Here is a 23918-nt window from a genome sequence, read left to right as displayed (position 1 = left end):
TGACGCGGGCGGAGCGGGATGCCTTGGAGACCTGGTGTCCGCGCCAGAGGTGGAGGCGCTTGAGGAGCTTGTGACGCATGTGGTCAACGCTGGCAGGGAAGCAGCGCTATCTCCGAACCGCCTGTCTGGACCAGTCAGGTCCGTTGCCCGGGCCCCTCGGGTACCCCTGAGCGCGGGTGGTCGACAGGCGTCGTCCGATCACCCGACTCCGGGTGGACGAAAGTCTGACCGATCGGAGGACAGGGTCAGTTGACGTCGCCGGGCGCCGGGAGGGCGTCGACGCCGTACTCCGCCTTGTACGCCGCGAAGTCGTCGCTCTCGATCGCGTCGAAGAGCGCGGTGGTCTGTGCGATGTCGAGGGAGACGGTGCTCGCGGCACCCACCATCGCCGTGCCGTCGTGCGGCGCGGTGACGTACTGGACCTGGCCGCCGCGGGAGCGCGCGATGTCGATGGCGAGGTCGCGGATCACGCCGGAGGTGAGGTTGTCGTCGACGGCGACGAGGTCACTGAGGTTGCGCACCAGGCGGGTCAGCTTGATCGGGTTGAGCAGCGTGCCGTTGGACTTCAGCTTGGCGACGATCGCGCGCAGGAAGTTCTGCTGGCGACGGATCCGGTCGAAGTCACCGCCAGGCAGGGTCTTGCGGGCCCGCACGTAGTCGAGCGCCTCGTTGCCCTTGACCGTCTGCTCCACGCCGTCCACGGTCACGGTGACGCCGCCGAGGGCGTTGGTGACGGCCTTGAAGCCCTCGAAGTCGACGATCGCGACGTGGTCGATGAAGACGTCGAAGTTCTCCTCGAGCGTCTCCGCCAGGAGCGCCGGTCCGCCGAAGGAGAACGCGGCGTTGAGCTTCTGGGTGTCGTGACCGGGGATCGGCACCCACGAGTCACGGGGGAAGGAGACCAGCTGGCTGGTCTTCCGGTCGGCCGAGAGGTGCCAGACCATCATCGTGTCGCTTCGCATGACACCGGGGGTCCATTGGCCGCTGGCGAGCATGTCGCGCACGTCGGCGCCGTGGCCGTCGTCAGCGCCGATGAGCAGGATGTTGAGCGCCTCGCCCTCGGCACGCACGGGACGGTTGGGCCGGTCGATGCCGGCGCCGAAGCGGTCGATGCCCGCGACCTGACGGTCGAGGTAGACCACCCAGCCCGCAGTCACCAGCAGCAGGGTCGCCAGCAACCCTCCCAGGACCGAGAGGGCCTTGTGCCGGCGGAGGAAGGACATCGTCAGCGCTCAGCGGAGGCGTCGACAGGGCCGTCGACGGGGGCGCCCTTGCCGGCCTTGACCTTCGACGGCTTGCTGCCCTTGCGCTTGCCGCCCTCGGGCGTCTCAGGCGCAACGGGGGCGTAGCCGTACCCGTAGCCGTACCCGTATCCGTAGCCTTCGCCGCTGCCCTTCTGGGGCACGCGGTTGAAGACGACACCGAGCGGAGCCGCGTCGATCTGGGTCAGGCGCTCGCACGCACCACGGACCTGCTCGCGGCTGGTCTTGCCGTGGCGGACGACGAGGATGGCTCCGTCGGTCTTGGAGGCCAGGAGTGCTGCATCCGTGACCGGCAGGAGTGGCGAGGCATCGAAGATGACCACGTCGTACGACGTGCGCAGCGTCGCGATCAAGTCGGTCATCGCCTGGCTCTGCAGCAGCTCGGCCGGGTTGGGCGGCACGGCGCCGGAGGCCATCACGTGCAGACCGGTCGGGTGCTCCTGGATCACGTCGGCTGCGGTGAGCTGCCCGACGAGGACGGTCGTGAGGCCGACCGCTTCATCCACGCCGAGGATCGCGCTGGCGCGCGGTCGGCGCAGGTCGCCATCGACGAGGAGGACCCGGACACCGGCCATGGCGAGGGTGATCGCGATGTTGTTCGCGGTCGAGGACTTGCCTTCGCCGGGTACGGCGGAGGAGATGACGAATGCCTTGCTCTGCGCGTCGACGTCGACGAACTGCAGGTTGGTGCGCAGCACACGGAAGGATTCGACGCGGGGGTGGTGGGGACTCATCGTGCTGATGAGCGGCTCCTTGGCCACGATCGCGTCGTTCTGGATCCAGCCCAGGATCGGCGCCGGGGTGATCGCCTCGATGTCATCGGCGGTCTTGAGGCTGGTGTCGAGCAGTTCGCGGAGCGCGGCCAGGCCGAAGCCGAGCATCAGGCCGAGGACGGCGCCCATGAGCAGGGTGCGGAGGGCGTTGGGGGAGACCGGCGCTGTCGGCACATTGGCCGACTCGACGGTGGTCGCCTTGAGGACCGGCTTGTCCTTGCCCGGCGGTGTCTCGAGCTCGGCGACCAGGTCGGCCAGCTCGTCGGCGTACGACGCCGCGATGTCGCGCGCGAGCTCCGGGTCGGGGTCGGTCACGGTGATCTGCAGGAGCACGGTCTCGGGCACCGCCTGGGCCGTCACCTTGCTTGCCAGCTCGGCCGGCGTCAGGTCGAGGCCGAGGTCATCGACGACGTTGTCGGCCAGGTCGCGTCCCTTAGCCAGGTCGGCATAGGAGGCGACGCGCTGCATCGAGAAGATGGCGCCCTGGTTGGCCGCTGTCGTGTCGCTCGAGGACGTGGAGATGAAGATCTGGGTCTGCGACTGGTACTGCGGGGTCGCGCGCAGCACGAACGCCTCCGCCAGCGCGATGCAGACGATCAGGCCGAAGGCGACCCAGCGCCAGCGGCGACGGAAGACGTGCAGGTAATCGCGTAGCTCCACGGTTGTCCTCTACTTTCCCCCATGACCGGGCGGTCCCCGGAAGCGTAGGCCACATGGCCCGACCGGGTGGTTTTGTCCGATGCGAATGCGGCAGAAGGCCGATCTTCGCTACACTCGCGAACATTATGGGGGAGAGCAACTATTCGGAGGGGCGCGGCAGCGCGCTCATCTTCAGCCTGCGCAGGTTCCGCGTCGCGATCCTGCTCGGCTTCGATGTCGTTGCGCTTGTCGGTGCCTATGCCGCCATGTCGCTGCTGCGCTACGACGCAGCTGCATCCGACGTTCCATGGGGTTGGGTCTTCGGGCTGGCAGGCATCAGCGTCGCGTTCTTTGTCGCGGTGGGGTTTGTTCTCAAGACCTACGCAGGTCGAGTGGCGGTCGGCTCGGTGGACGAGACGCTCGCCGTCTGCATGGCGGCGCTGGTAGCCCTGCTCGCCGCTGAGGTTGTCAACGTCTTCGGGCCCGACATCCAAGTGGGTCGCACCGTCCCGATCGCCGCCACCTGTGTGGCGCTCGTGCTCGCGCTCTGGGCGCGCGCAGCCTGGCGCCGGCTGGCGATCCGCCTGGGTTACGCCCCCGGAGCCGACAGCGCGGTCCGTGCGGTCATCGTCGGTGCTGGCGGCGCCGGCGAGGCCCTGGTCCGCTCCATCCGCTCGACCCCGGGTGCGCCCTACATCCCCGTCGCGATGGTCGATGACGACCCGTGGAAGCGGCACCGCCGCATCGAGGGCGTGGCGGTCAAGGGGCGCACCACAGAGCTCGAGGGTGTGGTCCGCCGCGAGGCCGCGGAGAAGGTCATCGTCGCCATGCGGCAGATCGACCACGAGTTCCTCCAGCGGGTCGACGCAGCGGCAACCGCTGCCGGCGCGACGGTCATGGTGCTGCCATCGGTGGCCGAGATGTTTGGCTCCCGCGTCGACATCCGCGACGTGCGTGACATCAACATGGCCGACATCCTGGGGCGCAAGCCGATCGAGACCGACGTTGCCGAGATCGCCCACATCATCGCAGGCAAGCGGGTGCTGGTCACCGGGGCCGGCGGGTCCATCGGCTCCGAACTCTGCCGCCAGATCGCTCGGTGGGAGCCGGCCGAGCTGATGATGCTCGACCGCGACGAGTCTGCCCTGCACGGCGTGCAGCTCTCCCTGTCGGGTCACGGACTGCTGCACACCGACGAGGTGATCCTCGCCGACATCCGGGATGCCGCTGCGCTCAACCGGATCTTCGACGAGCGCCGACCGGAGGTGGTCTTCCACGCGGCCGCGCTCAAGCACCTCCCGATGCTCGAGCAGTATCCGCTCGAGGGCTTCAAGACCAACGTGCTCGGCACGCTCAACACCCTGGAGGCGGCTCGCCGGGTCGGGGTCGAGCGCTTCGTCAACATCTCTACCGACAAGGCAGCCGACCCGACCTCGATCCTCGGCCTCTCCAAGCGCGTCGCCGAGCGAATCACGGCCGGCTACGCCCGGCGGTCGGACGGCATCTATCTCTCGGTGCGGTTCGGCAACGTGCTCGGCAGTCGCGGCTCCGTCCTCACGGCGTGGGCCGCGCAGATCGCCGCCGGTGGGCCACTCACCGTTACCGACAAGGACGTCACCCGCTACTTCATGACGATCGCCGAGGCTTGCCAGCTCGTCCTCCAGGCGGGTGCCATCGGCTCTGCCGGGGAGGCGCTCATCCTCGATATGGGCGAGCCCGTCCGCCTCGACGACGTCGCGCGCGCCCTGATCAAAAAATCCGGCAAGGAGATCGAGATCGTCTACACCGGCCTGCGCGACGGCGAGAAGCTGGACGAGATCCTCATTGCCAACGACGAGGGTGACCACCGCCCACACCACGATCTGATCAGCCACGTGCCGGTGCCGCCACTGGTCGATGGCGTCGTGCTGGACATTCCGGCCTACGTTAGCCGCGATGAGGCCCGCGCAACTCTGACCGGTTGGTGCGCCGTCGGAGATGCTTTGCACGTTCCCCGCCCTGCCACCCGCCGCTGACCTGAAACGAAGGATCCCCGTTGATTACCAATGACACTGTCGTGCTCGTGACCGGCGGCACTGGCTCGTTCGGCTCCACCATGGTCACTCGTCTGCTCGAGGGTGGGGTGGGGGAGATCCGGATTCTCAGTCGCGATGAGCTCAAGCAGCACGAGATGCGCAACCGCGTTGGCGACGACCGGGTCAAGTTCCACATTGGCGACGTCCGTGACTACGACAGCGTGGACCGTGCGATGCGAGGCGTCGACCTGGTCTTCCATGCCGCGGCGCTCAAGCAGGTCCCGTCGTGTGAGTTCTTCCCGATGGAGGCGGTGAAGACCAACGTCCAGGGCAGCTCCAACGTCATCGAGTCTGCTCACATGAACGACGTCGGCTCGGTGGTTTGTCTGGGCACGGACAAGGCGGTTTATCCCGTCAACGCCATGGGCATCTCGAAGGCGATGATGGAGAAGACGGCGCAGGCCTTCGCGCGCAACAACCCGCAGTCCAAGACGGTGGTCTCGACGGTCCGCTACGGCAACGTGATGTGTTCGCGTGGTTCGGTCATCCCGCTCTTCGTTGAACAGCTCCGGGCCGGCAAGCCGCTGACCTTGACCGATCCTCAGATGACGCGCTTCCTCATGTCGCTGGAGGAGGCTGTGCTCCTCGTCGAGCATGCCTTTGAGAACGCGACCCCCGGCGATCTCTTCGTGCGCAAGGCGCCAGCGTGTACCGTGCAGACCCTTGCCGAGGCGGTCGCTGACCTGATCGGGGTTGAGGCGGACGTAAAGGTGATCGGCACCCGTCACGGGGAGAAGCTGTACGAGACTCTCGCGAGTCGCGAGGAACTTGTGCGCGCCGAGGACCAAGGTGATTTCTACCGCGTCCCGGTCGATGCCCGCGATCTCAACTATGGCCAGTTCTTCGACGAGGGTGACGTCCGTGAGGCTGCGACTGAGGACTACCACTCCCACAACACCGAGCAGCTCGACGTCGACGGTGTGAAGCAGGTGCTCGCGGCCCTCCCGGCTTTCCAGAAGCTACTGGTAGCCGGGTCGTGACCGGCGAGCTGCCGCCGCTGCCGTTCGCCCTGCCCGACGTCGGCGAGGAGGAGATCGCTGCCGTTGCCGAGACCATCCGGTCCGGCTGGGTGACGACCGGACCGAAGGCCCGCGAGTTTGAGGAGCGTTTCGCCGCCTCGCTTGGTGAGGGCATCGAGGCCGTCGCGGTGAACTCCGCGACGGCGGGGCTTCATCTCGCCCTCGAGGCCATCGGTATCGGCCCGGGTGACGAGGTTCTGGTCCCGACCTGGACATTCACCGCGACGGCGGAGGTCGTGCGCTACCTCGGCGCTGAGCCGATCCTCGTCGATGTCTGCGCCGACACTCTCAATATCGACTTCGCCGCGGCGGCAGAAAAGGTCACAGAACGCACCCGTGCGATCATGCCGGTGCACATCGCTGGCTACCCGATCGACGCGAAGGCCCTCGCAGCGTTCGCGGATCGGCACTTCCTCAAGGTCGTCGAGGACGCGGCCCACGCCTATCCGTGTGCCGACGGCGATCAGCGGGTCGGCGCGGGGACGTCGGAGGCGACTGTCTTCAGCTTCTATGCCACGAAGACCATGACGACGGGCGAGGGCGGCATGCTGGTCACCCGCGACCCCGAGATCGCCCAGCGTGCGCGCGTCATGCGACTTCACGGCATCAGCCGTGACGCCTTTGACCGGTACCGATCCACCGCCTCGCCCTGGCGCTACGAGGTCGTGGCGCCGGGGTACAAGTACAACCTCCCGGACCCCGCGGCGGCGATGGGCCTCGTGCAGCTCTCGCGCGCGGAAGAGATGCGGGGCAAGCGGCAGGCGATCGCCGAGCGGTACCTCACTGCTTTTGCAGATCTGGACGTCGAGCTGCCTCCCGTTGTGGAGTCCGGCGTCCACGCGTGGCACCTCTTCATCATCCGGCTCGCCGACGAAGCCGCTCGTGACGCGTTCGTCGCGTACCTATCCAGCCTGAAGATTGGCACCAGCGTGCACTTCATCCCGCTGCACTTCCAACCTGTGTGGCGAGACCGCGCTGGTCACGTGGCTTCTGACTTCCCGGTTGCGTCGCGTGAATTCGATCGCGTCGTGAGCCTGCCGATCTTCTCGTCGATGAATGAGGCGCAGGTCGAGCGCGTCATCGCCGCGACGCGAGAGGCGCTGGCGTGAAGCGTGTTCTCGACGTGGTGATCGCGGGGGTCGGCCTCGTCGTCGCCTCTCCGGTCATGGTGGTGCTCGCACTTGCTGTCGCGCTCACGTCGCCCGGTGGCGCCCTGTTCCGTCAGGTCCGGGTGGGCCGCGAGGGTGAGGAATTCGAGATCCTCAAGTTCCGCTCGATGCGACTCGGTGAGCCGGGTATTGAGGTCACGGCGGGTGGTGACCCTCGGATCACCCTCGTGGGCGCCGTCCTACGGTCGACGAAGCTCGACGAGCTCCCGCAGCTCATCAATGTCCTGCGAGGGGAGATGAGCCTCGTCGGCCCGCGGCCCGAGGTCCCGAAGTACGTCGCTCACTGGCCGGCGGACATCCGCCGCGAGGTCCTGTCGGTGCGACCGGGAATCACTGATCCCGCGTCCCTCACGTTTCGCCGCGAGGAGGAGATCCTTGCCGAGGCCGACGACCCAGAGCGGGCGTACCTCGAGGAAGTCATGCCGCAGAAGCTCGCGCTGTACGTCGACTACGTGCGCAACCAGACCATCACGGGCGATCTCGGCATCTTGCTCGGGACTGTCAAGGCGACGGTGGGTGGCTGAGGATGCGCATCGGCATGCTGACGCAGTGGTACGACCCTGAGCCGGGTCCTGCGAGTCTTCCTGGGGCGCTGGCTCGGGGCCTTGTCGCACGTGGCCACGAGGTACGGGTCGTGACCGGCTTTCCGAACTACCCCACCGGAGAGATCGCAGACGGCTACACGCAGAGTCGTCGTATGGACGAGGTGCTCGACGGGGTGCATGTTCGCCGGGTCGCGGTCTACGCGAGCCACGATGGCTCGACAGTGAAGCGCATGGCCAACTACGGAAGCTTCGCCGGCTCGGCCTATGCCTCGGGGCTCGGTGCCCTGCGGGGTGTCGATGCGTTGTGGGTCAACTACTCGCCGGTGACGATCGGTCTGCCGATGTTTGCGCAGCTCCGCCGGCACGGCACCCCCACGGTCGTGCACGCTCTCGATCTCTGGCCCGACACACTCTTTGCGAGCGGTTTCGCAGACGGTGCGGGACCGGGCAGGTTCATCCACGCCTCGCTCGATCGCTGGACCAACCGGATGTACCGAAAGGCGGACAAGGTCGCCTACATCTCACCCGGCGTCGGTGAAGTCCTCGCCCGCAGGGGAGTACCGACGTCGAAGCTTGCATACGCTCCGATGTGGGCTGACGAAGCTGCGTTCCAGTTCTCCAAGCCCTCGGATGACCGCTCGAGTTTCGAGGTGCCGGACGATCACACCCTCCTCGTGTACGCGGGCACGCTCGGCAGCGCCCAGGACCTCAGCTCCTTGGTTCGCGCAGTCGCGCAGGTGAGGGACAGCCCCCTGACCTGTCTCATCGCCGGGTCGGGCACGGAGGAGGAGGGCCTTCGTACGCTCGCCAAGGGCGAAGGTGCAACCAACCTGCGTTTCCTTGGCCGTCTGGGCAGGTCGGAGATGAGGCACCTCATGGCTGCTTCTGACGTCCATTTCGTCGGGCTGAACAGTCACCCGCTGGCGAAGATCACGATGCCGAGCAAGATCCAGTCGATCCTCGCGTCTGGCAGGGCCATCGTCGGGACCCTTGAGGGGGACGCTGCGGACGTCGTTCGTGCGGCTGGCGGATGGACGGTCGCCCCTGGCGATGTCGCCGCGCTCGCAAATGTCCTGCGTGAGGTTGCCGACGCGGGTCGCGACGACGTCATCAGACGAGGCGCCGCTTTTCGGCGGGTCTACGACAAGCAGTTCAGCTATTCCCTGGGTGTGTCTCGGGTCGAGGCGCTCCTCGAGGACGCGGTCGCCGGGAGGTGCCCATGACGATCCGGCCACTCGATGCAGGCGACGTCCACGCGTGTGCGTCGCTGCACCGCCGCGCGTTCCCGGCGTTCTTCCTCTCGCAACTCGGAGAGCGGTTCCTGCGCGAGTTCTACCGCTCGTTCGTCGATGCTGACGGCGCGATCACTGCGGTGTCGGTGGACCCAGGTGGGGCGCTACAGGGTGTCGTGGTCGGCACGACCACTCCGCAGGGATTCTTCAAGCGCATGCTCATCCGCCGCTGGTGGGCATTCGGCCTCGCATCGATCGGGCTCCTGATCCGTCAGCCACGCCGCCTGCCCCGCGTCCTTCGCGCCGTGACCTACCGCGGCGACTATCCCGTGAGGATGACGGGATCGCTGCTCAGCTCTATCTGCGTTGAGCCGACCGCGCCTGCAGGCACTGGCCAATCGCTTTTGCGGGCGTTCGTGGAAGGTTCCGCCGCGCTCGGTGTGCGGAGCGCACATCTCACGACAGATCGACACCAGAACGAGCGCGCGAATCGCTTCTATCAGCGGGCAGGCTGGCTACTCGTCGGCCACTACTCGACGCCTGAGGGGCGGGAGATGAACTGCTATCAATGGCCTGGACAGCTGACGAAGGATGATGACTCGTGACGATCGCGATCACCGGAGCCCGAGGGTTCCTCGGTTGGCACACTGCCTGCCGGCTTCTCGCCACCCGAGGTGAGGAACCGGTGCTTCTGGGACGCGAGGAGTTTGGTGACCCCGACGGCCTCACCAAAATGCTCGCGGACGTGCACACGGTGATTCACATTGCCGGGGTCAACCGTGCAGAAACTGACGAGGAGATCGAGCAGGGCAACATCGCCCTCGCGCAGTCGCTGGCCGATGCGCTCGGCGAGCGTCCCGTCCACGTGGTCTACGCCAGCACGGTGATGGTCGACCTCGATACGCCCTACGGCCGTGGCAAGTCCCGGGCCGGTGAGATCCTGTCTGCCTTGCCCGGCACGCTCGCAACGGTCGAGCTGCCGAACCTCTTCGGTGAGCACGGACGTCCGGCGTACAACTCCTTCATCGCGACCTTCGCCCACGAGGTGGCACACGGACGCCAGCCGTCCGTGACCGGTGACCGGCAGATCCCGCTGCTGCACGCGCAGGACGCTGCAGAGGTGCTGCTCTCTGCAGCCGAGGTGCGCGAGGATGCCACGATCCGGCCCGCGGGCGAACCACACGGCATATCCGAGGTGCTCGACATGCTCAACGAGTTCCACGCGACGTACGCGATGACTGGCGACATCCCCGACGTGTCGTCGAAGTTCCGGCTGGATCTCTTCAACACCTACCGCGCGGCCCTCTGGCCGCACGGATACCCGATCATGAAGCCCGTGCATGCGGACAACCGCGGCGAACTCATCGAGACCGTCCGTTCGCACGGAGGTCAGGGTCAGGCCTACGTCTCCTCGACGAAGCCGGGCCAGACCCGCGGCGAGCACTACCACCTGCGCAAGATCGAGCGTTTTGTCGTCTTCAAGGGTGAGGCCGAGATCAAGCTGCGCCGGCTGTTCCACGACGAGGTGCTGGCGTTCCGCGTCAGTGGCGACCAACCCGCGCACCTCGACATGCCGACGATGTGGGTCCACAACATCGTCAACGTCGGCGACGAGGACGTCATCACCGCCTTCTGGGCGGATCAGCTGCTCGATCCGGTGAATCCGGACCAGTACCCCATGAAGGTCGTCCAGGAGGCCGCCCAGTGAAAGTCATGACCATCGTCGGCACGCGCCCGGAGATCATCCGGCTCGCGGCCGTGATCAAGCGCCTCGACGCAACCGTTGACCATGTGCTCGTCCACACCGGGCAGAACTACGACCACAACCTCAACCAGGTCTTCTTCGACGACCTCGGCCTGCGGGCGCCTGATCACTACCTCGGTGTCGACACCTCGTCGCTGGGCGCAGTGCTCGGCGGGGTGCTGATCGAGACAGAGAAGGTCATCCTCGCCGAGAAGCCGGACGCCGTGCTCGTGCTCGGCGACACCAACTCCTGCATCGCCACGATCATGGCCAAGCGGATGAGGATCCCGACCTATCACATGGAGGCGGGCAACCGCTGCTTCGACGAGAACGTGCCTGAAGAGACGAACCGTCGCCTCGTCGACCACGTCGCGGATTTCAACCTCGTATATACCGAGCACGCCCGCCGGAATCTGCTGGCCGAGGGGCTGCACCCGCGCCGCATCATCATCACGGGCTCGCCCATGCGCGAGGTACTCGAGTCGCAGCGCGCGTCGATTGACGCATCCGACGTACTAGACCGCCTCGAGCTCGAGCCCCAGGGTTACTTTCTGGTTTCCGCACACCGCGAGGAAAATGTCGACTCGCCGGCGCGCCTTCAGAAGCTCGTCGACTGCCTGCTTGCCGTTTACGAGAAGTGGCAGTATCCCGTCATCGTGTCCACGCACCCGCGTACGCGGAAGCGACTCGAAACGCTCGGTGCCGATCTCGGGGCAACCGACATCCGCTGGATGGAGCCGTTCGGGTTCCATGACTACAACAAGCTCCAGGTCGACGCTGCGTGCGTGCTGTCGGACTCCGGAACGATCTCAGAGGAGTCGTCGATCCTCGGGTTCCCGGCGATCACGCTGCGGGACTCGATCGAGCGGCCCGAAGCACTCGATGCGGGGGCGATCATCATGACTGGCTTGGAGGCGGCCGATGTTGTCGCGGCAACGGCGGTCGCGATGAAATGGGAGCCGGTCCCGGTCCCCGCGGGCTATGAAGTGGTCAACACCTCGCAGCGCACGGTGAAGTTCATCCTCTCCACTGCCGCCCGACACCACCAGTGGGCCGGAATCCGAACCACGTGATGTCTGCCGAAGCCGATCGGGCACGCACGCGACGCCTCGCGCACGGTGTCCTCATGTCGACTGCTGCTCGTGGCCTTTCGCTCGCCGTGCCACTCGTCATGATCCCCTTGACCTATCGCTATTTCGGGCCGGAGCAGTACGCCGTGTGGGCAACGGTTGTCGCGACGACCAGCATGTTTCTCTGGGCTGACCTTGGTCTGGGGAATGGTTTGATGACGCGGTTGTCGGCATCTCTTGCGAGGGCCGACATGGCTGGGTCGCGCCATCTCATCAGCGTCGCCTACTCGACTTTGTCGCTCTTGGCCTTGGTGCTGCTCGCCGGGCTGCTCGTGTTGGTGCATCTGGTGTCCTTGGCGCCGGTATTCGGTACCGATCATGCGAGTCACGTGAATGCGACAGTTCTGGTCTGTTTTGGCCTTCTCTTCATCAACGTGCCGCTGGGGCTCATCCAGCGGATCCAATACGCAGCGCAGGAGGTCGGTCGCAGCCATCTCTTTCAGATGGTGGGCCCGGTGTTCGCCCTTGCTGCGGCGTCCGTGATGATCGCCCTCGGTGCGGGCTTCCTCCCTACTGTGGCCGTCATTGGCCTCGGGCCGATTGTCGCGTCACTCGCCGCGAGTGTCAGCTTTTTCGCACTCAGGCCAGAGCTTCGGCCTGTTTGGGTCTGGCCGCTTGGCTCCGCCTCACGCGAGCTGCTCCGAATCGGTGGGCTTTTTCTCCTGGTGCAGGCGACCTCGTCTGTTGCGATGAACGTCGATCTTCCGATTGCCGCCCACACTTCCAGTGATGCTGAGCTTGCGAGTTTCAGTGCGACCGTTCGGGTCTTTCTCATACTGGGTGCCATCGTGTCGGTGGCGGTACTGCCGATGTGGCCTGCCAACGCAGAGGCGCTTGAGCGAGGTGACGTGCTCTGGGTCAGGCGGACGACGCGACGCATGTCCCTCCTGAGTGTGGCCGTGGTTGCGGCCGCGGGTCTTCTCGGTGCCATGGTGGGTGGACCTGTTCTGGAGTTTCTGCTCGGCGCGGGCTTCCATGCTGACCGGCGGGTCATGCTCGCTTTGACATTGATGTGGGCCGTCGTGTCTGCGACGTCGCCGTACCTCCTGGTGCAGAACGCCGCGGGAATGCTCGTGCCGCAAGTGCTTGCGTGGCCAGTGCTACTCATCGCGGCCGTGCTGGTGAAGTACTTCGTCGCTGTGCACGTCGGTCTCTGGGCAATCGCTTTAGTGGGTGCGGGAGTCCATGCATTGGTGATCGGACCGATTGCAGTTTTTGGATGTCGCCACGTCCTAGCGAGGGACGTGCGGGCGGAAGTGAGGATTGGATAATGGGGCTTCTCGGAAGAGTTCGTGATCGTGTCCAGGCAAACATGGACCCTGAAGCCTTCGCACGCAGGCTCGGTGCGAACTTGAATGGCCGGGTCCGGTTCTATGGAATCTCGCGCGCGACCCTCGGGTCGGAGCCGTGGATGATCACGTTTGGCGACAACGTCATTGTGGCGGCTGGCTGCCAGTTCGTGACCCACGACGGGGGAACGATGATCCTGCGTAAGGAGCAGCCGGACCTCGAATGGAGTGCGCCGATTAGAATCGGCGATGACGTGTACTTCGGTGTGAATACCCTTGTCTTGCCGGGCGTGACCATCGGATCCCGTGTCGTGGTGGGGGCGCATGCAGTGGTCACTCGCGATGTCCCGGATAACTCCGTTGTGGCTGGCAACCCGGCACGCCTAATCTGCTCGGTCGACGAGTATCTGGCAAAGATGCGGGCCAAGTCCTTGGGAATCGGACACTTGGTGGGCGAAGCAAAGGACCGTGAATTGCGGCGGATCTACGGCTACCCAGACGCGGGAAATTCCTGACGTGTTGGTCTCGCACGGCCGCCCCGCAGGATGGCGCCAGATCTTCGTCCCTATTCGATCGCTTGCGCGAGTCATCCGATTCATCCGACGGCTCGTCGAGGGGATCGAGGGGGCCGACGGGGCCCGACGGTTCGCGTCATGCGGCGCCAGCGTCCGTTTCGATCCGCGCGGCACCTACTCGTTTGACACCATCTTCCTCGGTGACTTCGTCAATCTGGGAGCGCGACCAACCTTGCTTGCGACCAACAGCTCGATCGTGATCGGGAACCATGTGATGTTTGGCCCGGAGGTTGTCGTTCGCGGCGGCAATCACCGCATTGATGTTGTGGGCCGTTACATGGACTCGGTCGGACCATCGGAGAAGAGGGCGAGCGACGATTTGGGAGTGGTCATCGAGGATGACGTGTGGATTGGCCAGGGAGCGACGATTCTGGGCGGCGTATCTGTCGGCCGTGGGGCGGTCATCGCTGCGGGCTCCGTAGTCACAAAGTCCGTGCCTGCCTACACGATCGTCGGAGGAAATCCGGCCCGGTTCCTCCGCTCCCGCTTCTCTGAAGACGAGATTGCTCAGCACGAGTCCATTTTGGGAATCGACGGGTCTGGCAACGCATGAAGATTGTGATCGTCGGTCAGATGTCAGTGGTCCGACCCTCTGCGGGACTTCAACGTGTCATCGGAATAGCGCGGTCACTTGGCGTCCATGGCCACGACGTGACGATTCTTGGGCACGATGGACAATCAGCAGACGTCGAGCTTGCTGCGGGACTGCGCGGACTTTCCTTCGCAGTAGATGGGCGGCGCGGCCTCGTGGGGAGGCTCAGCGCCGATCGTTTATCGCGACGGCTCGCCCGGCTGTCACCTCCTGACGTAGTGATCTCGTACGGCGGTGATGCCATGCACACGGCGGTTCTCCGGCGATGGGCGCGGCAGCACCGCGTCCCAGCTATCCTCGATTCAGTCGAGTGGTACGACCGGAGTCACATCCCTGGAGGTAGTGTTGGCCCGCGGGCTCTCGCGAACGAGCGCGCGATGCGGCAGACGTATCCGCGTTATGGACGAGTGATCGCAATCAGTTCATTCTTGGCCCGCTACTACGCGAGCCGCGGGTGCGACGTGATTCGGGTGCCACCGACGCTGGATGTTGCCGCCACACAGTTCGTCGAACGACCGGGTGACGGCCGGCTGAAACTGGCTTACGCCGGCATGCCCGGCAAGAAGGACCTGTTGGCCGAGATCGTCGCTGGGTTGCGCTTGGTCGATCCTCATCATGAGTTAATCCGCCTTCAGATCATCGGTCCGGACGAGCGGACACTCGCGTCGGCCGGCATCTCGACCCAGGGCACGGGGATCCAGGTTCTGGGACACGTGAGCCGACAGGATGCGATCGACTGTGTTGCGAACGCGGATTTTGTCCCCCTGCTCCGCAGTGATCAGCGCTACGCGCACGCGGGGTTCCCCACGAAGGTAGCGGAGGCTATGGCTGTGGGTACCCCGGTGATCTGCAACCTGACGTCGGACCTTGGGGAGGTTGTGGCCGACGGTCGGACGGGTTTTGTCTGTGGACAGCCTACGGCGCAGGCCTTTGCCGACGCGCTCGCAGAGGCGCTTGCGCTCTCGCAGGAGTGCCGCGCCGGCATGCGGGCCGCGGCCCGTCATCGAGCCGAGGAGTATTTCGACTTTCGAACCTATGCGGATGCCCTCAACGGGCTGGTTCGCCGAGCTGTGGAGGAATGATGCGGAACCGGCCGATCGTGGTCCAGCACTCATTCGGCGACGCGGGATCCGGCGGGCCGGTGGGTGCGCTCGAACGGGTCCTTGCATCAGACCTCGCCGCGGAGTACGAGTTCGTGCGCATGCATCAGGAGACCGCAACAGGCGGAATCGACCGCTCCCGGCTGCGTGCGTGGACCGCGATGCTGCGTGACGTGAGGCCGGACATCGTTCATGCCCGAGGCCTCGGCAACGAAGGATTTCACGCGGTGTTGGCCGCCCGGCGTGCAGGTGTTCCTAGGATTCTCGTCAGCGTCCATGGCTCCGTTCGCGATCTGGTGAACGTCGGCGGGCTAAGGCATCGCGTTGTGCGAGACCTACTAGAGCCAGCGACCCTCCGTATGGCAAGCCATGTGACCACGGTCTGCCACTCAGCGGCGCAACGGGACTTCATCCGCCGCCATCAGGCGAAGTTCGTCGGGCCGATGACGAATGGCGTCGAGTTGTCCCCTTCGAGAGGGGGCGATCGCGAGAGCACGCGCATTGCCCTTGGGATTGCCAGTGACGAAACCATCCTGATCAGTGTTGGCCGACTTACCTTTGAGAAGGGCCACCGAGCTCTTGCTGGATCGCTCCGGCTTGTTGGAGCGGAGGTCGCGGGCGGCGTTCGACTATTGGTCGTCGGTGACGGACCTGAACGGGCAACTATCGAGCAGGCGTATGCCGGAACCGGCATCCGGGTCGATTTCCTGGGACGTCGGTACGACGTGGCAACGCTGCTACAAGCCAGTGACGTCTTCGTCTTTCCGTCCCTGCACGAGAATCTTTCGAATGCGCTCCTCGAAGCCATGGCAGCGGGACTTCCCGTCATCGCATCGCGTGTCGGGGGAAACGTGGAAGTGGTGTCGCGAGGTGGCGGCCTTCTGGTCGAGCCGGATGAATCACTCTCTGTCGCGCAGGCGATTGTCGCGCTCGTGGAGGACCACGAGCTGCGGAGGGTTCTTGGGAGCGAGGCGCGCAAAGTTGTGGAGGATCACTACTCGATTGCAAGCATGACCGAAACATTGGACGCGATCTACCGCGAGATGCTGGGGGACTGACGTGCGCGCAACCCTGCTTGGCTTCACGATTCCAGACACCGATTTCCAGCAGATCCTCCGTGACGACCCGGTCATGCCGACCCAGACACAGAAGTTTGCCTGGGCGCTGGTGGATGCACTCCGCCAAAACGGGGTGGAGTTGGATTTGGTCTCCACCCTGCCAGTCTCCAACTTCCCCGCCTCGCCGCGCCTGCTCGTGGGGCGTCGGATCTTCTCTGAGCGTGGGCTATCGGGGCTCCTCCTACCGTGCGTCAATGCTTTAGTCCTCAAGCACCTAACGCGTTTCATCGCTTGCCTTCTCTTTGCTACGCCTCGCATTCGCCAGCATCGTTCCGAGTGGCTCCTGCTTCATGGTGTGCACTCGCCCTTTCTCTGGTACGCGCGCGTGGTTCGTGCGCTCTTGGGCGTTCCGATCGCCGCAGTGCTCAGTGACCCTCCAGGCGTTGTGCGCCGCTCGGACGGACTGCTGGCGCGGGTGCTGAAGCGACTCGACATCCGGGTCACCCGACGCGCGCTCAGTGGCTTCGACGCGGTTATTGTGCTGAGCAAGCCACTTGCATCGGACTTCGCGCCCGGTATTCCCTACCTTGTGATGGAGGGCCTTGTTGCTCTGCCTGAGACCTCCGTGCCCTGTCGCGCCTCCGGTCCTCCGCGAATCGTGTACGCCGGCGGCCTTGTCCAGGAGTACGGCGTACTGAACCTGGCCCGGGCGGTGATGGAATCCGACTTGGATGTGCGTGTGGAGTTCTATGGGAGCGGTGACGCTGCCCCGACACTTGAGCAATTCAGCGTCGAAGACCCGCGTATCGTGGCTCCCATGCTTCTGGATCCCGCTGAGCTTCAGAGTCGCTACCTGCGGGCAAGCCTCCTTGTGCAGCCGCGCCCGACTGATCAGGACTTCGTTCGGTACAGCTTTCCCTCGAAACTGATCGAGTACATGGCTACGGGTGTTCCAGTTGTGTCGACGCGGCTCCCGTCGATCCCCGCCGACTACCAGCCGTTTGTGGTGTGGGCAGACAGTACGGACCCGCGTGGATTGCGCCAGGCGATCGAGACGGGTCTCGCCCCCGCGGTTAGCGGCATTGGTGCCGAGGCCGCAGCCTTCGTGCGCGCCACGAGGTCGCCCGATGTGCAGGGTCGCCGGATCCGGGACTTCCTCGGGGAGGTGGCGTCCTGAGCAGCGCCGACATGCGTGAGGCCCTCCCTACGCGCCCACTTGCGTTTTACGGGCCTCTGAAGATCTCTCTCTTCTGGCTGCTCGGTACCTACTTCCTATTCTTGATCCTTGGTGACACGGAGAACCTCACTAACGGCCCGAAACTGGCCGTGTTCGTCTTTGCCGCGACAGGCTTCCTTGCGCTCGGATATGTGCTCAGCATGAAGGCGCGAATCGGGACGTACGACCCATCAGTCGACCTGCCCGAATTCCCGGGCCGTGGGGCACAGTTTCTTGTCTTAGCGAGCGCACTCTATTACTTGGCGTACGGCGTCAGCTACCTGCGGGAGTACAGCGTTGCCAGCGTGCCCGCCATCCTGACGTCCCTGGCGGACCCTGGCGGCGCTTATGCGGCGAAATTCGCTACCTATGAGCGACAGAATGCAAGCGAGGCATCCAACGGCGTCATCCAATTGATCACGATCGCGGCGGTTTTCTCGGCGCCACTCCTGCCTTTTCTTGTGGTCTACTGGCGCCGACTTCCGGTGGCACTGCGGATCTTTTCCGTGATTGCCGTGTGCGCTTACAGTTCATTCTTCCTTGCCATTGGCACTCTGGTGGGCCTAGGAAACCTGCTTATTTTTCTGGCAGTCGGTGTTGCTGTCGCGCGTGCCCGTGGAGCAGTAGCCGCGCGCACGCTTGGGCAACAACGATCCGTCATCGCACTGGCGCTGGTGCTTATAGCATTCGCCGCCTACATGTCCTACAACCAGTCACAGCGCCTGATCCAATTCGGCAACGCGTCCGCTTTCGAGCCGAATCCGATAGTTGCCTCAGTATTTGGTGACAGCTTCGGTCGGGGCGCATCGGTGACGATGTTCTATCCAACTCATGGCTATCGCGGCTTGGCATATAACCTGGACACACCGTTTCACTGGACAAAGGGCCGGGGTGCTTCGCGAGCCCTCGACTCCTACCTCGCTCAGTACGGAATGGGTGCAACCGCGTCGCGGGACACCTATCCCGCGCGTACCGAGGCTCGGACTGGATGGCCCTCTGGCACCTATTGGGCAACTATCTATCCGTGGCTCGCCTCGGATCTAACATTTCCAGGTGCAGCTCTTTTCATGATCCTCGTTGGGTGGTGGTTTGCACGCTGGTGGTTCGAGGCACTGGTGTACGGAAGCAGACTTTCTTTGTTGCTCGTGGCGCAAGCGGCCACCCTGATCGCCTTCGTGCCCGCAAACAATGCGCTCGGGATCAGTCGCGGAAGCCTCATCTGCGTTGCCACGCTGCTGGCCTGCTACGCAATTCGCCCGAAGCCCGGCCGGGCAGTGCTAGACCTCACACGAAATGCGTCTCGGAAGCCTCACGAAACCAACCCGCGGTCTGTTCGAGTCCCGCACGCAGGCTGACCGGCGTCACGGCAGGAAACAGCGAACGCAGAGTGGTGTTGTCAGCCATAGAGTGCGGGACGTCGCCAAGGCGGGGAGCGCGATGGCGCACGTCGGCGGTGATGCCCGTGGCAGCCTCGAGTTCGGCGATCAGGTCGAGCAACTTCGTGTTCGTTCCAAACGCCAGGTTCGTCGGTTCGGGGTGGGACACCCGCCGCTCGGCAGCGTCGAGAAGGACTGCGCACACGGTGCCGACGTACGTGAAGTCGCGGGAGTTGCTGCCGTCGCCGTTAACCCACACGGGCTCGCCCTTCATCATCGCGTCGATCCACGTCGGGATGACCGCCGCGTAGACGTGGCCGGCGCGCTGGCCGGGGCCGAACACATTGAAGAAGCGGAACGCCAGGGTCTCCATGCCGAAGGATTGCTGGAAGGCGAGGGTGTACTGCTCGGTGGCCAGTTTGCTGACCGCGTACGGGCTCATCGGGCGCACCCACTCGCGCTCGCCCTTGGGAAGTGCCGGGTTCATGCCGTAGACCGAACTGGAAGATGCACACATCAGGTGGCCGACGTCGGCCTTGCACGCCTCGTTAAGCACCGTGAGTGTGCCCGTGGCGTTGGCGTGGTGGCTCCTCAGAGGGTCGGCGACGCTGCGGGGGACGCTCCCGAGCGCGCCGAGGTGGACGATCGAGTCGACGCCCTTCACCGCGGACGCCACGGCGTCCTCGTCGAGGAAGCTCGCCTTGCGGAAGTCGACGTCGAGCCCATTGAGGTTGTCGGCGTAGCCGTTGGAGAGGTCATCGATGACGCGGACCTCGTGGCCCTTTGCCAGCGCTTCGCGGGCGAGGTTGTGTCCGATGAAGCCGGCGCCGCCGGTGATGAGGATGCGCATGGGTTCCTTCGTGGGATGGTCAGAGCCGGACGTCGACGGCGTCGACGGGCCAGGCGGACTTGAGGTCGTAGACGACGTGGCCAGTAGGGTCGCCGAGGGCATGGATCTGGTGGACGGTGAAACCAGAGAACTCGCGGTGGTTAACGGCAAGTAGAACGCCTGCGTAACTGCCCTCGATTGGACTGGGGATCACGTCGATGCCGTACTCATGCTTAGCCTCCGCTGGGTCGACCCACGGGTCGTGCACGTCCACCGTGACGCCCATCGCCTCAAGCTCGGAGACGATGTCGACCACCTTGGTGTTGCGGAGGTCGGGGGTGTTCTCTTTGAACGTCAGGCCGAGAATCAGTACACGCGCCGAGCGCACGTCGATGCCCTTGCGCAGCATGGTGGTCACCAGCTGCGTGGCAACGTACGAGCCCATGGAGTCGTTGAGACGGCGTCCCGCCAGGATGATCTCCGGGTTATGGCCGACCTCCTGTGCCTTGTGCGTGAGGTAGTAGGGGTCGACGCCGATGCAGTGGCCGCCTACGAGCCCGGGGCGGAAGGGCAGGAAGTTCCACTTCGTGCCAGCGGCCTCAAGAACGTCGAGGGTGTCGATGCCCAAGCGGTTGAAGAGCAGGGCGAGCTCATTGACGAGCGCGATGTTGACGTCCCGCTGGGTGTTTTCGATGACCTTGGCGGCTTCGGCGACCCGGATCGAGGGAGCCTTGTGGGTGCCGGCGGTGACGACGCTGGAGTAGAGCCTGTCGACGAGGTCGGCGGCTTCTGGAGTGGAACCCGACGTCACCTTCACGATCGTCTCGAAGCGGTGCTCCTTGTCACCGGGGTTGATGCGCTCGGGGGAGTACCCCACGAAGAAGTCCTTGTTGAAGGTCATGCCGCTTTCGGACTCGAGCAGCGGGACGCAGTCCTCCTCCGTCGCGCCGGGGTAGACGGTCGATTCGTAGACCACGATGTCACCCGGACGGAGCGAACCCGCGATCGTGCGTGTGGCAGCCAAGACCGGGCCGAGGTCGGGACGCTTGTGGCGGTCGATGGGGGTCGGTGTCGTCACGATGTAGACGTTGACGTCATCGAGCGCCGCTGGGTCATTCGACACCGTGAGCCGATCGACACTGGCGAGCTCCTCCGAGCTGACCTCAAGTGTCCGGTCGTGGCCCGCGTTGAGTTCGCCGACTCGATCCTTGTTGATGTCGAAACCGACGACGTCGTACTTGCGGGCAAAGGACACCGCGAGGGGGAGCCCCACGTAGCCAAGGCCGATCACGCCGATGCGGATCTGTTCTGCTGGACGGGCGGACATGCTGCTGACTAACTCCTCTTGTTTGTCGATCCGCCGTCGGCGGGCGTCCGTGGAGGTGAGCAGCCCGGTCTGTGTAGCCCCCAAGCGCCGATCGTACGGCAGTGGCCGGATCGTCGGAGGGTCAGCCGTCAGTGAACGGCTCGGGCGCTTGGGTCAGGCGCCGGCGGAGGCGAGCTTGGTGACAGCCGCGACGATCCGCTCGAGGTCGCCCTGGCTCAGGCTCGGGTGCACGGGCAGGGAGAGGCACTCCAGCGCGGCCTGCTCGGTGTTGGGCAGGTCGACGTCGGCCTGGAACGGCGCAAGGCGGTGGTTGGGGATCGGGTAGAACATCCCGCTGCCGATGTTGAACTCCTCGCGCAGCGCCTTGGCCAGGCCGTCACGGTCCTCGGCGACGCGGACCGTGTACTGGTGGTAGACGTGCACGGCACCGTCGGCCACGGGCGGGGCAGTGACGCCCTGGAGGTTGGCGCTGAGGAAGGCGGCGTTCTCCTGGCGCTGCTTGGTCCAGCCGCCGACCTTGGTGAGCTGCACGCGACCGATGGCGGCGTGGATGTCGGTCATGCGGTTGTTGAAGCCGACGACCTCGTTGGCGTACTGCACCTCCATGCCCTGGTTGCGGTAGAGCCGCAGCAGGCGCTCGATCTCGGGGGTCGCGACGGAGACCATGCCACCCTCGCCGGAGGTCATGTTCTTGGTCGGGTAGAGCGAGAACATCGCAAACGAGCCGAAGCCGCCGACTGGCGTGCCGTCGAGGCTCGCGCCGTGGGCCTGGGCCGCGTCCTCGAAGAGCTGGATGCCGTGCTCGTCGGCGATCTCGCGGAGCGCGGGCATGTTGGCCGGGTGGCCGTAGAGGTGCACCGGCATGATGCCGGCGGTGCGCTCGGTGATGCTGGCGCGCACGCTCTCGGGGTCGAGACAGAACGACTCCGGGTCGATGTCGGCGAAGACCGGGGTGGCGCCCGTGAGCGCGACGGAGTTGGCCGTCGCCGCGAACGTGAAGCTGGGGACGATGACCTCGTCGCCCGCCTTGATGCCGGAGGACAGCAGGCCGAGGTGCAGGCCGGAGGTGCCCGAGTTGACCGCCACGCAGGCGCGGTCGAGGCCGAAGTGCGCGGAGAACTCCTCCTCGAACGCCTTGACCTCGGGACCCTGGGCGATCATGCCGGAGCGCATGACACGGTCGACGGCCTCGCGCTCCTCGTCACCGATGATCGGCTTGGCGGGGGGAATGAACTCGTTCATGGGTGTCCTCACGGCTGGGTGGCGTGGTCGGCCAGGGTCTGGATGGTGAGCGTGGCGGCGTTGCCGTCGCCGTACGGCGTGCCGCGGTCCGCGGTCGGCGCCGGGCGGGCGACGCTCGTGGCGACGTCCGCGGGGTCGTTGGTGAGCTGGTTCCAGCCGCCCTCGAGGGTCTCGACCCACTCGGTCTCGCTGCGGATGGTGGTCGTCGGCGCGCCCAGGAGGAACGCCTCCTTCTGCAGGCCGCCCGAGTCGGTGACCACGGCGCTCGCGGCGCTGACTGCCTGGACCAGCTGCGGGTAGGAGAGCGGGGCCACCGGCGTGATCGCGCCCTGGTCGAGCTTGAGGCCGTGGGCCTCCGCCTTGGCCACCAGTCGGGGATGGGCGGCCAGGAAGACGCGCTTGTCGAGGCCCGCGAGGGCGTCGAGGATCGACGCGAGCCGGGCCGGGTCGTCGGTGTTGTCCGGGCGGTGGATCGTCGCCACGACGTAGGGCTCGGTGGTGTCGATGGGGGAGGCGACCGGAGCGTTGCGCACGCGGTCGGCCGTGGCGAGCAGGACGTCGGTCATCACGTCGCCGACGAGGACGCTGCGTGCGGCGAGCCCCTCGTTGGCGAGGTGCTCCATCGCGACCTGCGTCGGCGCCAGGCAGAGGTCGGCCGAGTGGTCGGTGAGGACGCGGTTGTGCTCCTCGGGCATCCGTCGGTTGAACGAGCGGAGGCCGGCCTCGAGGTGGGCCAGTGGGATGTGGATCTTGGTCGCGGCGACCGCGGCGGCCAGCGTCGAGTTGGTGTCGCCGTAGACGAGGACCCAGTCCGGGCGGTGCTCCTCGAAGACCTCTTCCAGGCCGATGAGCATCTGGCCGGTCATCGCGCCGTGCTTGCCGGAGCCGACCGCGAGGTTGACGTCGGGGGTCGGGATGCCGAGCTCGTCGAAGAAGTTCTGTGACATGTTCTCGTCGTAGTGCTGGCCCGTGTGCACGACCACGTGCTCGACGCCCGCGGCCGCAGCCGCGTGGGCGATCGGTGCGAGCTTGACGAACTGTGGACGTGCTCCGACCACGCTGATGATCTTCATGCGGTGGGGCCGTCCTTCACTGCGATGTCCCTTGGTCTCGACTGCTGCTGGCGCGGGTGCCAGGGACAGGCTATCGACCGTCGCGCCGACGGCCCTGTTCGACATACGGGGAGGTGGCCGGTCTGGACCAGTCCTTCCGATTTCTGTGCAGTTTCATGTTTTTCCGTCCGTGCGCTGTCGGCTCCCCGAGAATGCCCGCGGAGGGGCGCGGACCGACCGCTGCCACATGACGTCTGGAAGGACGCCACCACATGATGAAGCGCATCGCGCTCGCCGCTGCCGCCATGACCCTGTCGGGCCTGGCCATCGCCGCTCCGGCGGAGGCCGTCGTCTACCCGAAGTCGATCGCGACGGCGTGCTCCGAGCGCATCGTCGACACCACGGTCGCCCGAGGCCAGTCGATCCTCATCGACTTCAAGGCCGTGCCCACCGCCGGTAACGGCCGGCCGGTCGGCTCGGTGAAGTTCGTCTTCCGCAACCGCGCCGGCAAGGTCATCCGCACGACGACCCGCAGCTACGGCGGCAAGACGACGCGCTACGGCTTCGTGCCGCTGCGTGCCCGCGGCAAGATCACCGTGGCTGCGCGGTTCAGGACCCCGGCTGACTCGGTCTACAAGGGCTGCTCGACGCGCGCCTCGTTCCGCCGCCTCTGA

The 23918-nt window shown here is 65.5% G+C and carries 22 protein-coding genes; 16 read left to right on the top strand and 6 right to left on the bottom strand.

The window, feature by feature from the left end; translation table 11 throughout:
- Positions 1-245: 245 nt before the first annotated feature.
- Entirely contained in the window at positions 246-1223 is a 978-nt protein-coding gene (locus IEX47_RS14650) for an LCP family protein (protein ID WP_188784747.1), read from the bottom strand.
- Between the two features lie 2 nt (positions 1224-1225).
- Positions 1226-2695: a tyrosine-protein kinase domain-containing protein gene (locus IEX47_RS14645; protein WP_188784746.1), complete on the bottom strand. Its 1470-nt coding sequence runs from the start codon at positions 2693-2695 to the stop codon at positions 1226-1228.
- Positions 2696-2748: 53 nt separating this feature from the next.
- Here IEX47_RS14645 and IEX47_RS14640 point away from each other — a divergent pair, with 53 nt between their 5' ends.
- Genes IEX47_RS14640 through IEX47_RS14570 form a run of 15 tightly spaced genes read left to right on the top strand, consistent with a single transcriptional unit; the run spans position 2749 to position 18773 of the window.
- Positions 2749-4689 carry a polysaccharide biosynthesis protein gene (locus tag IEX47_RS14640; protein ID WP_188784745.1) on the top strand — a complete coding sequence of 647 codons (1941 nt, stop codon included), beginning with the start codon at positions 2749-2751 and terminating at the stop codon, positions 4687-4689.
- A gap of 20 nt (positions 4690-4709) precedes the next feature.
- On the top strand, positions 4710-5729 hold the full coding sequence (locus tag IEX47_RS14635) for a polysaccharide biosynthesis protein (RefSeq protein WP_308423284.1): 1020 nt from the start codon (positions 4710-4712) through the stop codon (positions 5727-5729).
- A complete protein-coding gene (locus IEX47_RS14630; RefSeq protein WP_229662907.1) occupies positions 5726-6877 on the top strand; it encodes a DegT/DnrJ/EryC1/StrS family aminotransferase in 1152 nt (383 codons plus the stop codon). Before IEX47_RS14635 ends, IEX47_RS14630 begins: the two co-directional genes overlap by 4 nt.
- Positions 6874-7461, top strand: coding sequence for a sugar transferase (locus IEX47_RS14625; RefSeq protein ID WP_188784744.1), 588 nt, complete (start codon positions 6874-6876; stop codon positions 7459-7461). The genes IEX47_RS14630 and IEX47_RS14625 overlap by 4 nt, the downstream gene beginning before the upstream one ends.
- 2 nt (positions 7462-7463) lie before the next feature.
- Positions 7464-8705 carry a glycosyltransferase family 4 protein gene (locus tag IEX47_RS14620; protein ID WP_188784743.1) on the top strand — a complete coding sequence of 414 codons (1242 nt, stop codon included), beginning with the start codon at positions 7464-7466 and terminating at the stop codon, positions 8703-8705.
- Entirely contained in the window at positions 8702-9319 is a 618-nt protein-coding gene (locus IEX47_RS14615) for a hypothetical protein (RefSeq protein ID WP_188784742.1), read from the top strand. The genes IEX47_RS14620 and IEX47_RS14615 overlap by 4 nt, the downstream gene beginning before the upstream one ends.
- Positions 9316-10422, top strand: coding sequence for a polysaccharide biosynthesis C-terminal domain-containing protein (locus IEX47_RS14610; protein WP_188784741.1), 1107 nt, complete (start codon positions 9316-9318; stop codon positions 10420-10422). The genes IEX47_RS14615 and IEX47_RS14610 overlap by 4 nt, the downstream gene beginning before the upstream one ends.
- A 5-nt stretch (positions 10423-10427) precedes the next feature.
- Positions 10428-11531, top strand: a complete 1104-nt coding sequence (wecB, locus tag IEX47_RS14605; RefSeq protein WP_188784740.1) for a non-hydrolyzing UDP-N-acetylglucosamine 2-epimerase — start codon at positions 10428-10430, stop codon at positions 11529-11531.
- Between the two features lie 53 nt (positions 11532-11584).
- A complete protein-coding gene (locus IEX47_RS14600) occupies positions 11585-12859 on the top strand; it encodes a lipopolysaccharide biosynthesis protein (protein ID WP_188784739.1) in 1275 nt (424 codons plus the stop codon).
- A complete protein-coding gene (locus IEX47_RS14595) occupies positions 12859-13392 on the top strand; it encodes a DapH/DapD/GlmU-related protein (RefSeq protein ID WP_188784738.1) in 534 nt (177 codons plus the stop codon). Before IEX47_RS14600 ends, IEX47_RS14595 begins: the two co-directional genes overlap by 1 nt.
- 1 nt (position 13393) lies before the next feature.
- A complete protein-coding gene (locus tag IEX47_RS18150; RefSeq protein WP_308423283.1) occupies positions 13394-14005 on the top strand; it encodes an acyltransferase in 612 nt (203 codons plus the stop codon).
- On the top strand, positions 14002-15126 hold the full coding sequence (locus IEX47_RS14585) for a glycosyltransferase family 4 protein (protein ID WP_188784737.1): 1125 nt from the start codon (positions 14002-14004) through the stop codon (positions 15124-15126). Before IEX47_RS18150 ends, IEX47_RS14585 begins: the two co-directional genes overlap by 4 nt.
- Positions 15126-16202, top strand: a complete 1077-nt coding sequence (locus IEX47_RS14580; RefSeq protein ID WP_188784736.1) for a glycosyltransferase family 4 protein — start codon at positions 15126-15128, stop codon at positions 16200-16202. The genes IEX47_RS14585 and IEX47_RS14580 overlap by 1 nt, the downstream gene beginning before the upstream one ends.
- A 1-nt stretch (position 16203) precedes the next feature.
- On the top strand, positions 16204-17379 hold the full coding sequence (locus IEX47_RS14575; RefSeq protein WP_188784735.1) for a glycosyltransferase: 1176 nt from the start codon (positions 16204-16206) through the stop codon (positions 17377-17379).
- Between the two features lie 11 nt (positions 17380-17390).
- Positions 17391-18773: a hypothetical protein gene (locus tag IEX47_RS14570; protein ID WP_188784734.1), complete on the top strand. Its 1383-nt coding sequence runs from the start codon at positions 17391-17393 to the stop codon at positions 18771-18773.
- On the opposite strand, the gene IEX47_RS14565 is transcribed toward IEX47_RS14570, so the two are convergent.
- From IEX47_RS14565 to wecB (IEX47_RS14550), 4 genes are all read right to left on the bottom strand, one after another.
- Positions 18703-19644, bottom strand: coding sequence for an NAD-dependent epimerase/dehydratase family protein (locus IEX47_RS14565; protein ID WP_188784733.1), 942 nt, complete (start codon positions 19642-19644; stop codon positions 18703-18705). The two genes, IEX47_RS14570 and IEX47_RS14565, sit on opposite strands and share 71 nt — an antisense overlap.
- A gap of 19 nt (positions 19645-19663) precedes the next feature.
- Positions 19664-20950 carry a nucleotide sugar dehydrogenase gene (locus IEX47_RS14560; RefSeq protein ID WP_188784732.1) on the bottom strand — a complete coding sequence of 429 codons (1287 nt, stop codon included), beginning with the start codon at positions 20948-20950 and terminating at the stop codon, positions 19664-19666.
- Positions 20951-21103: 153 nt separating this feature from the next.
- Positions 21104-22192, bottom strand: coding sequence for a DegT/DnrJ/EryC1/StrS family aminotransferase (locus IEX47_RS14555; RefSeq protein ID WP_188784731.1), 1089 nt, complete (start codon positions 22190-22192; stop codon positions 21104-21106).
- Between the two features lie 8 nt (positions 22193-22200).
- Positions 22201-23265: a non-hydrolyzing UDP-N-acetylglucosamine 2-epimerase gene (gene wecB / locus IEX47_RS14550; RefSeq protein ID WP_188784730.1), complete on the bottom strand. Its 1065-nt coding sequence runs from the start codon at positions 23263-23265 to the stop codon at positions 22201-22203.
- A gap of 251 nt (positions 23266-23516) precedes the next feature.
- Between wecB (IEX47_RS14550) and IEX47_RS14545 the strand changes: the two genes are divergently transcribed.
- Complete coding sequence (locus IEX47_RS14545; RefSeq protein ID WP_188784729.1) at positions 23517-23918, top strand: hypothetical protein; 402 nt, start codon at positions 23517-23519, stop codon at positions 23916-23918.

Origin of the sequence: Nocardioides phosphati (genome assembly GCF_014646375.1) — a bacterium.
GTDB classification, from domain to species: domain Bacteria; phylum Actinomycetota; class Actinomycetes; order Propionibacteriales; family Nocardioidaceae; genus Nocardioides; species Nocardioides phosphati.
The sequence above is the reverse complement of the archived record's forward strand: the minus strand, read 5'-3'. Positions and strand labels throughout refer to the sequence as shown.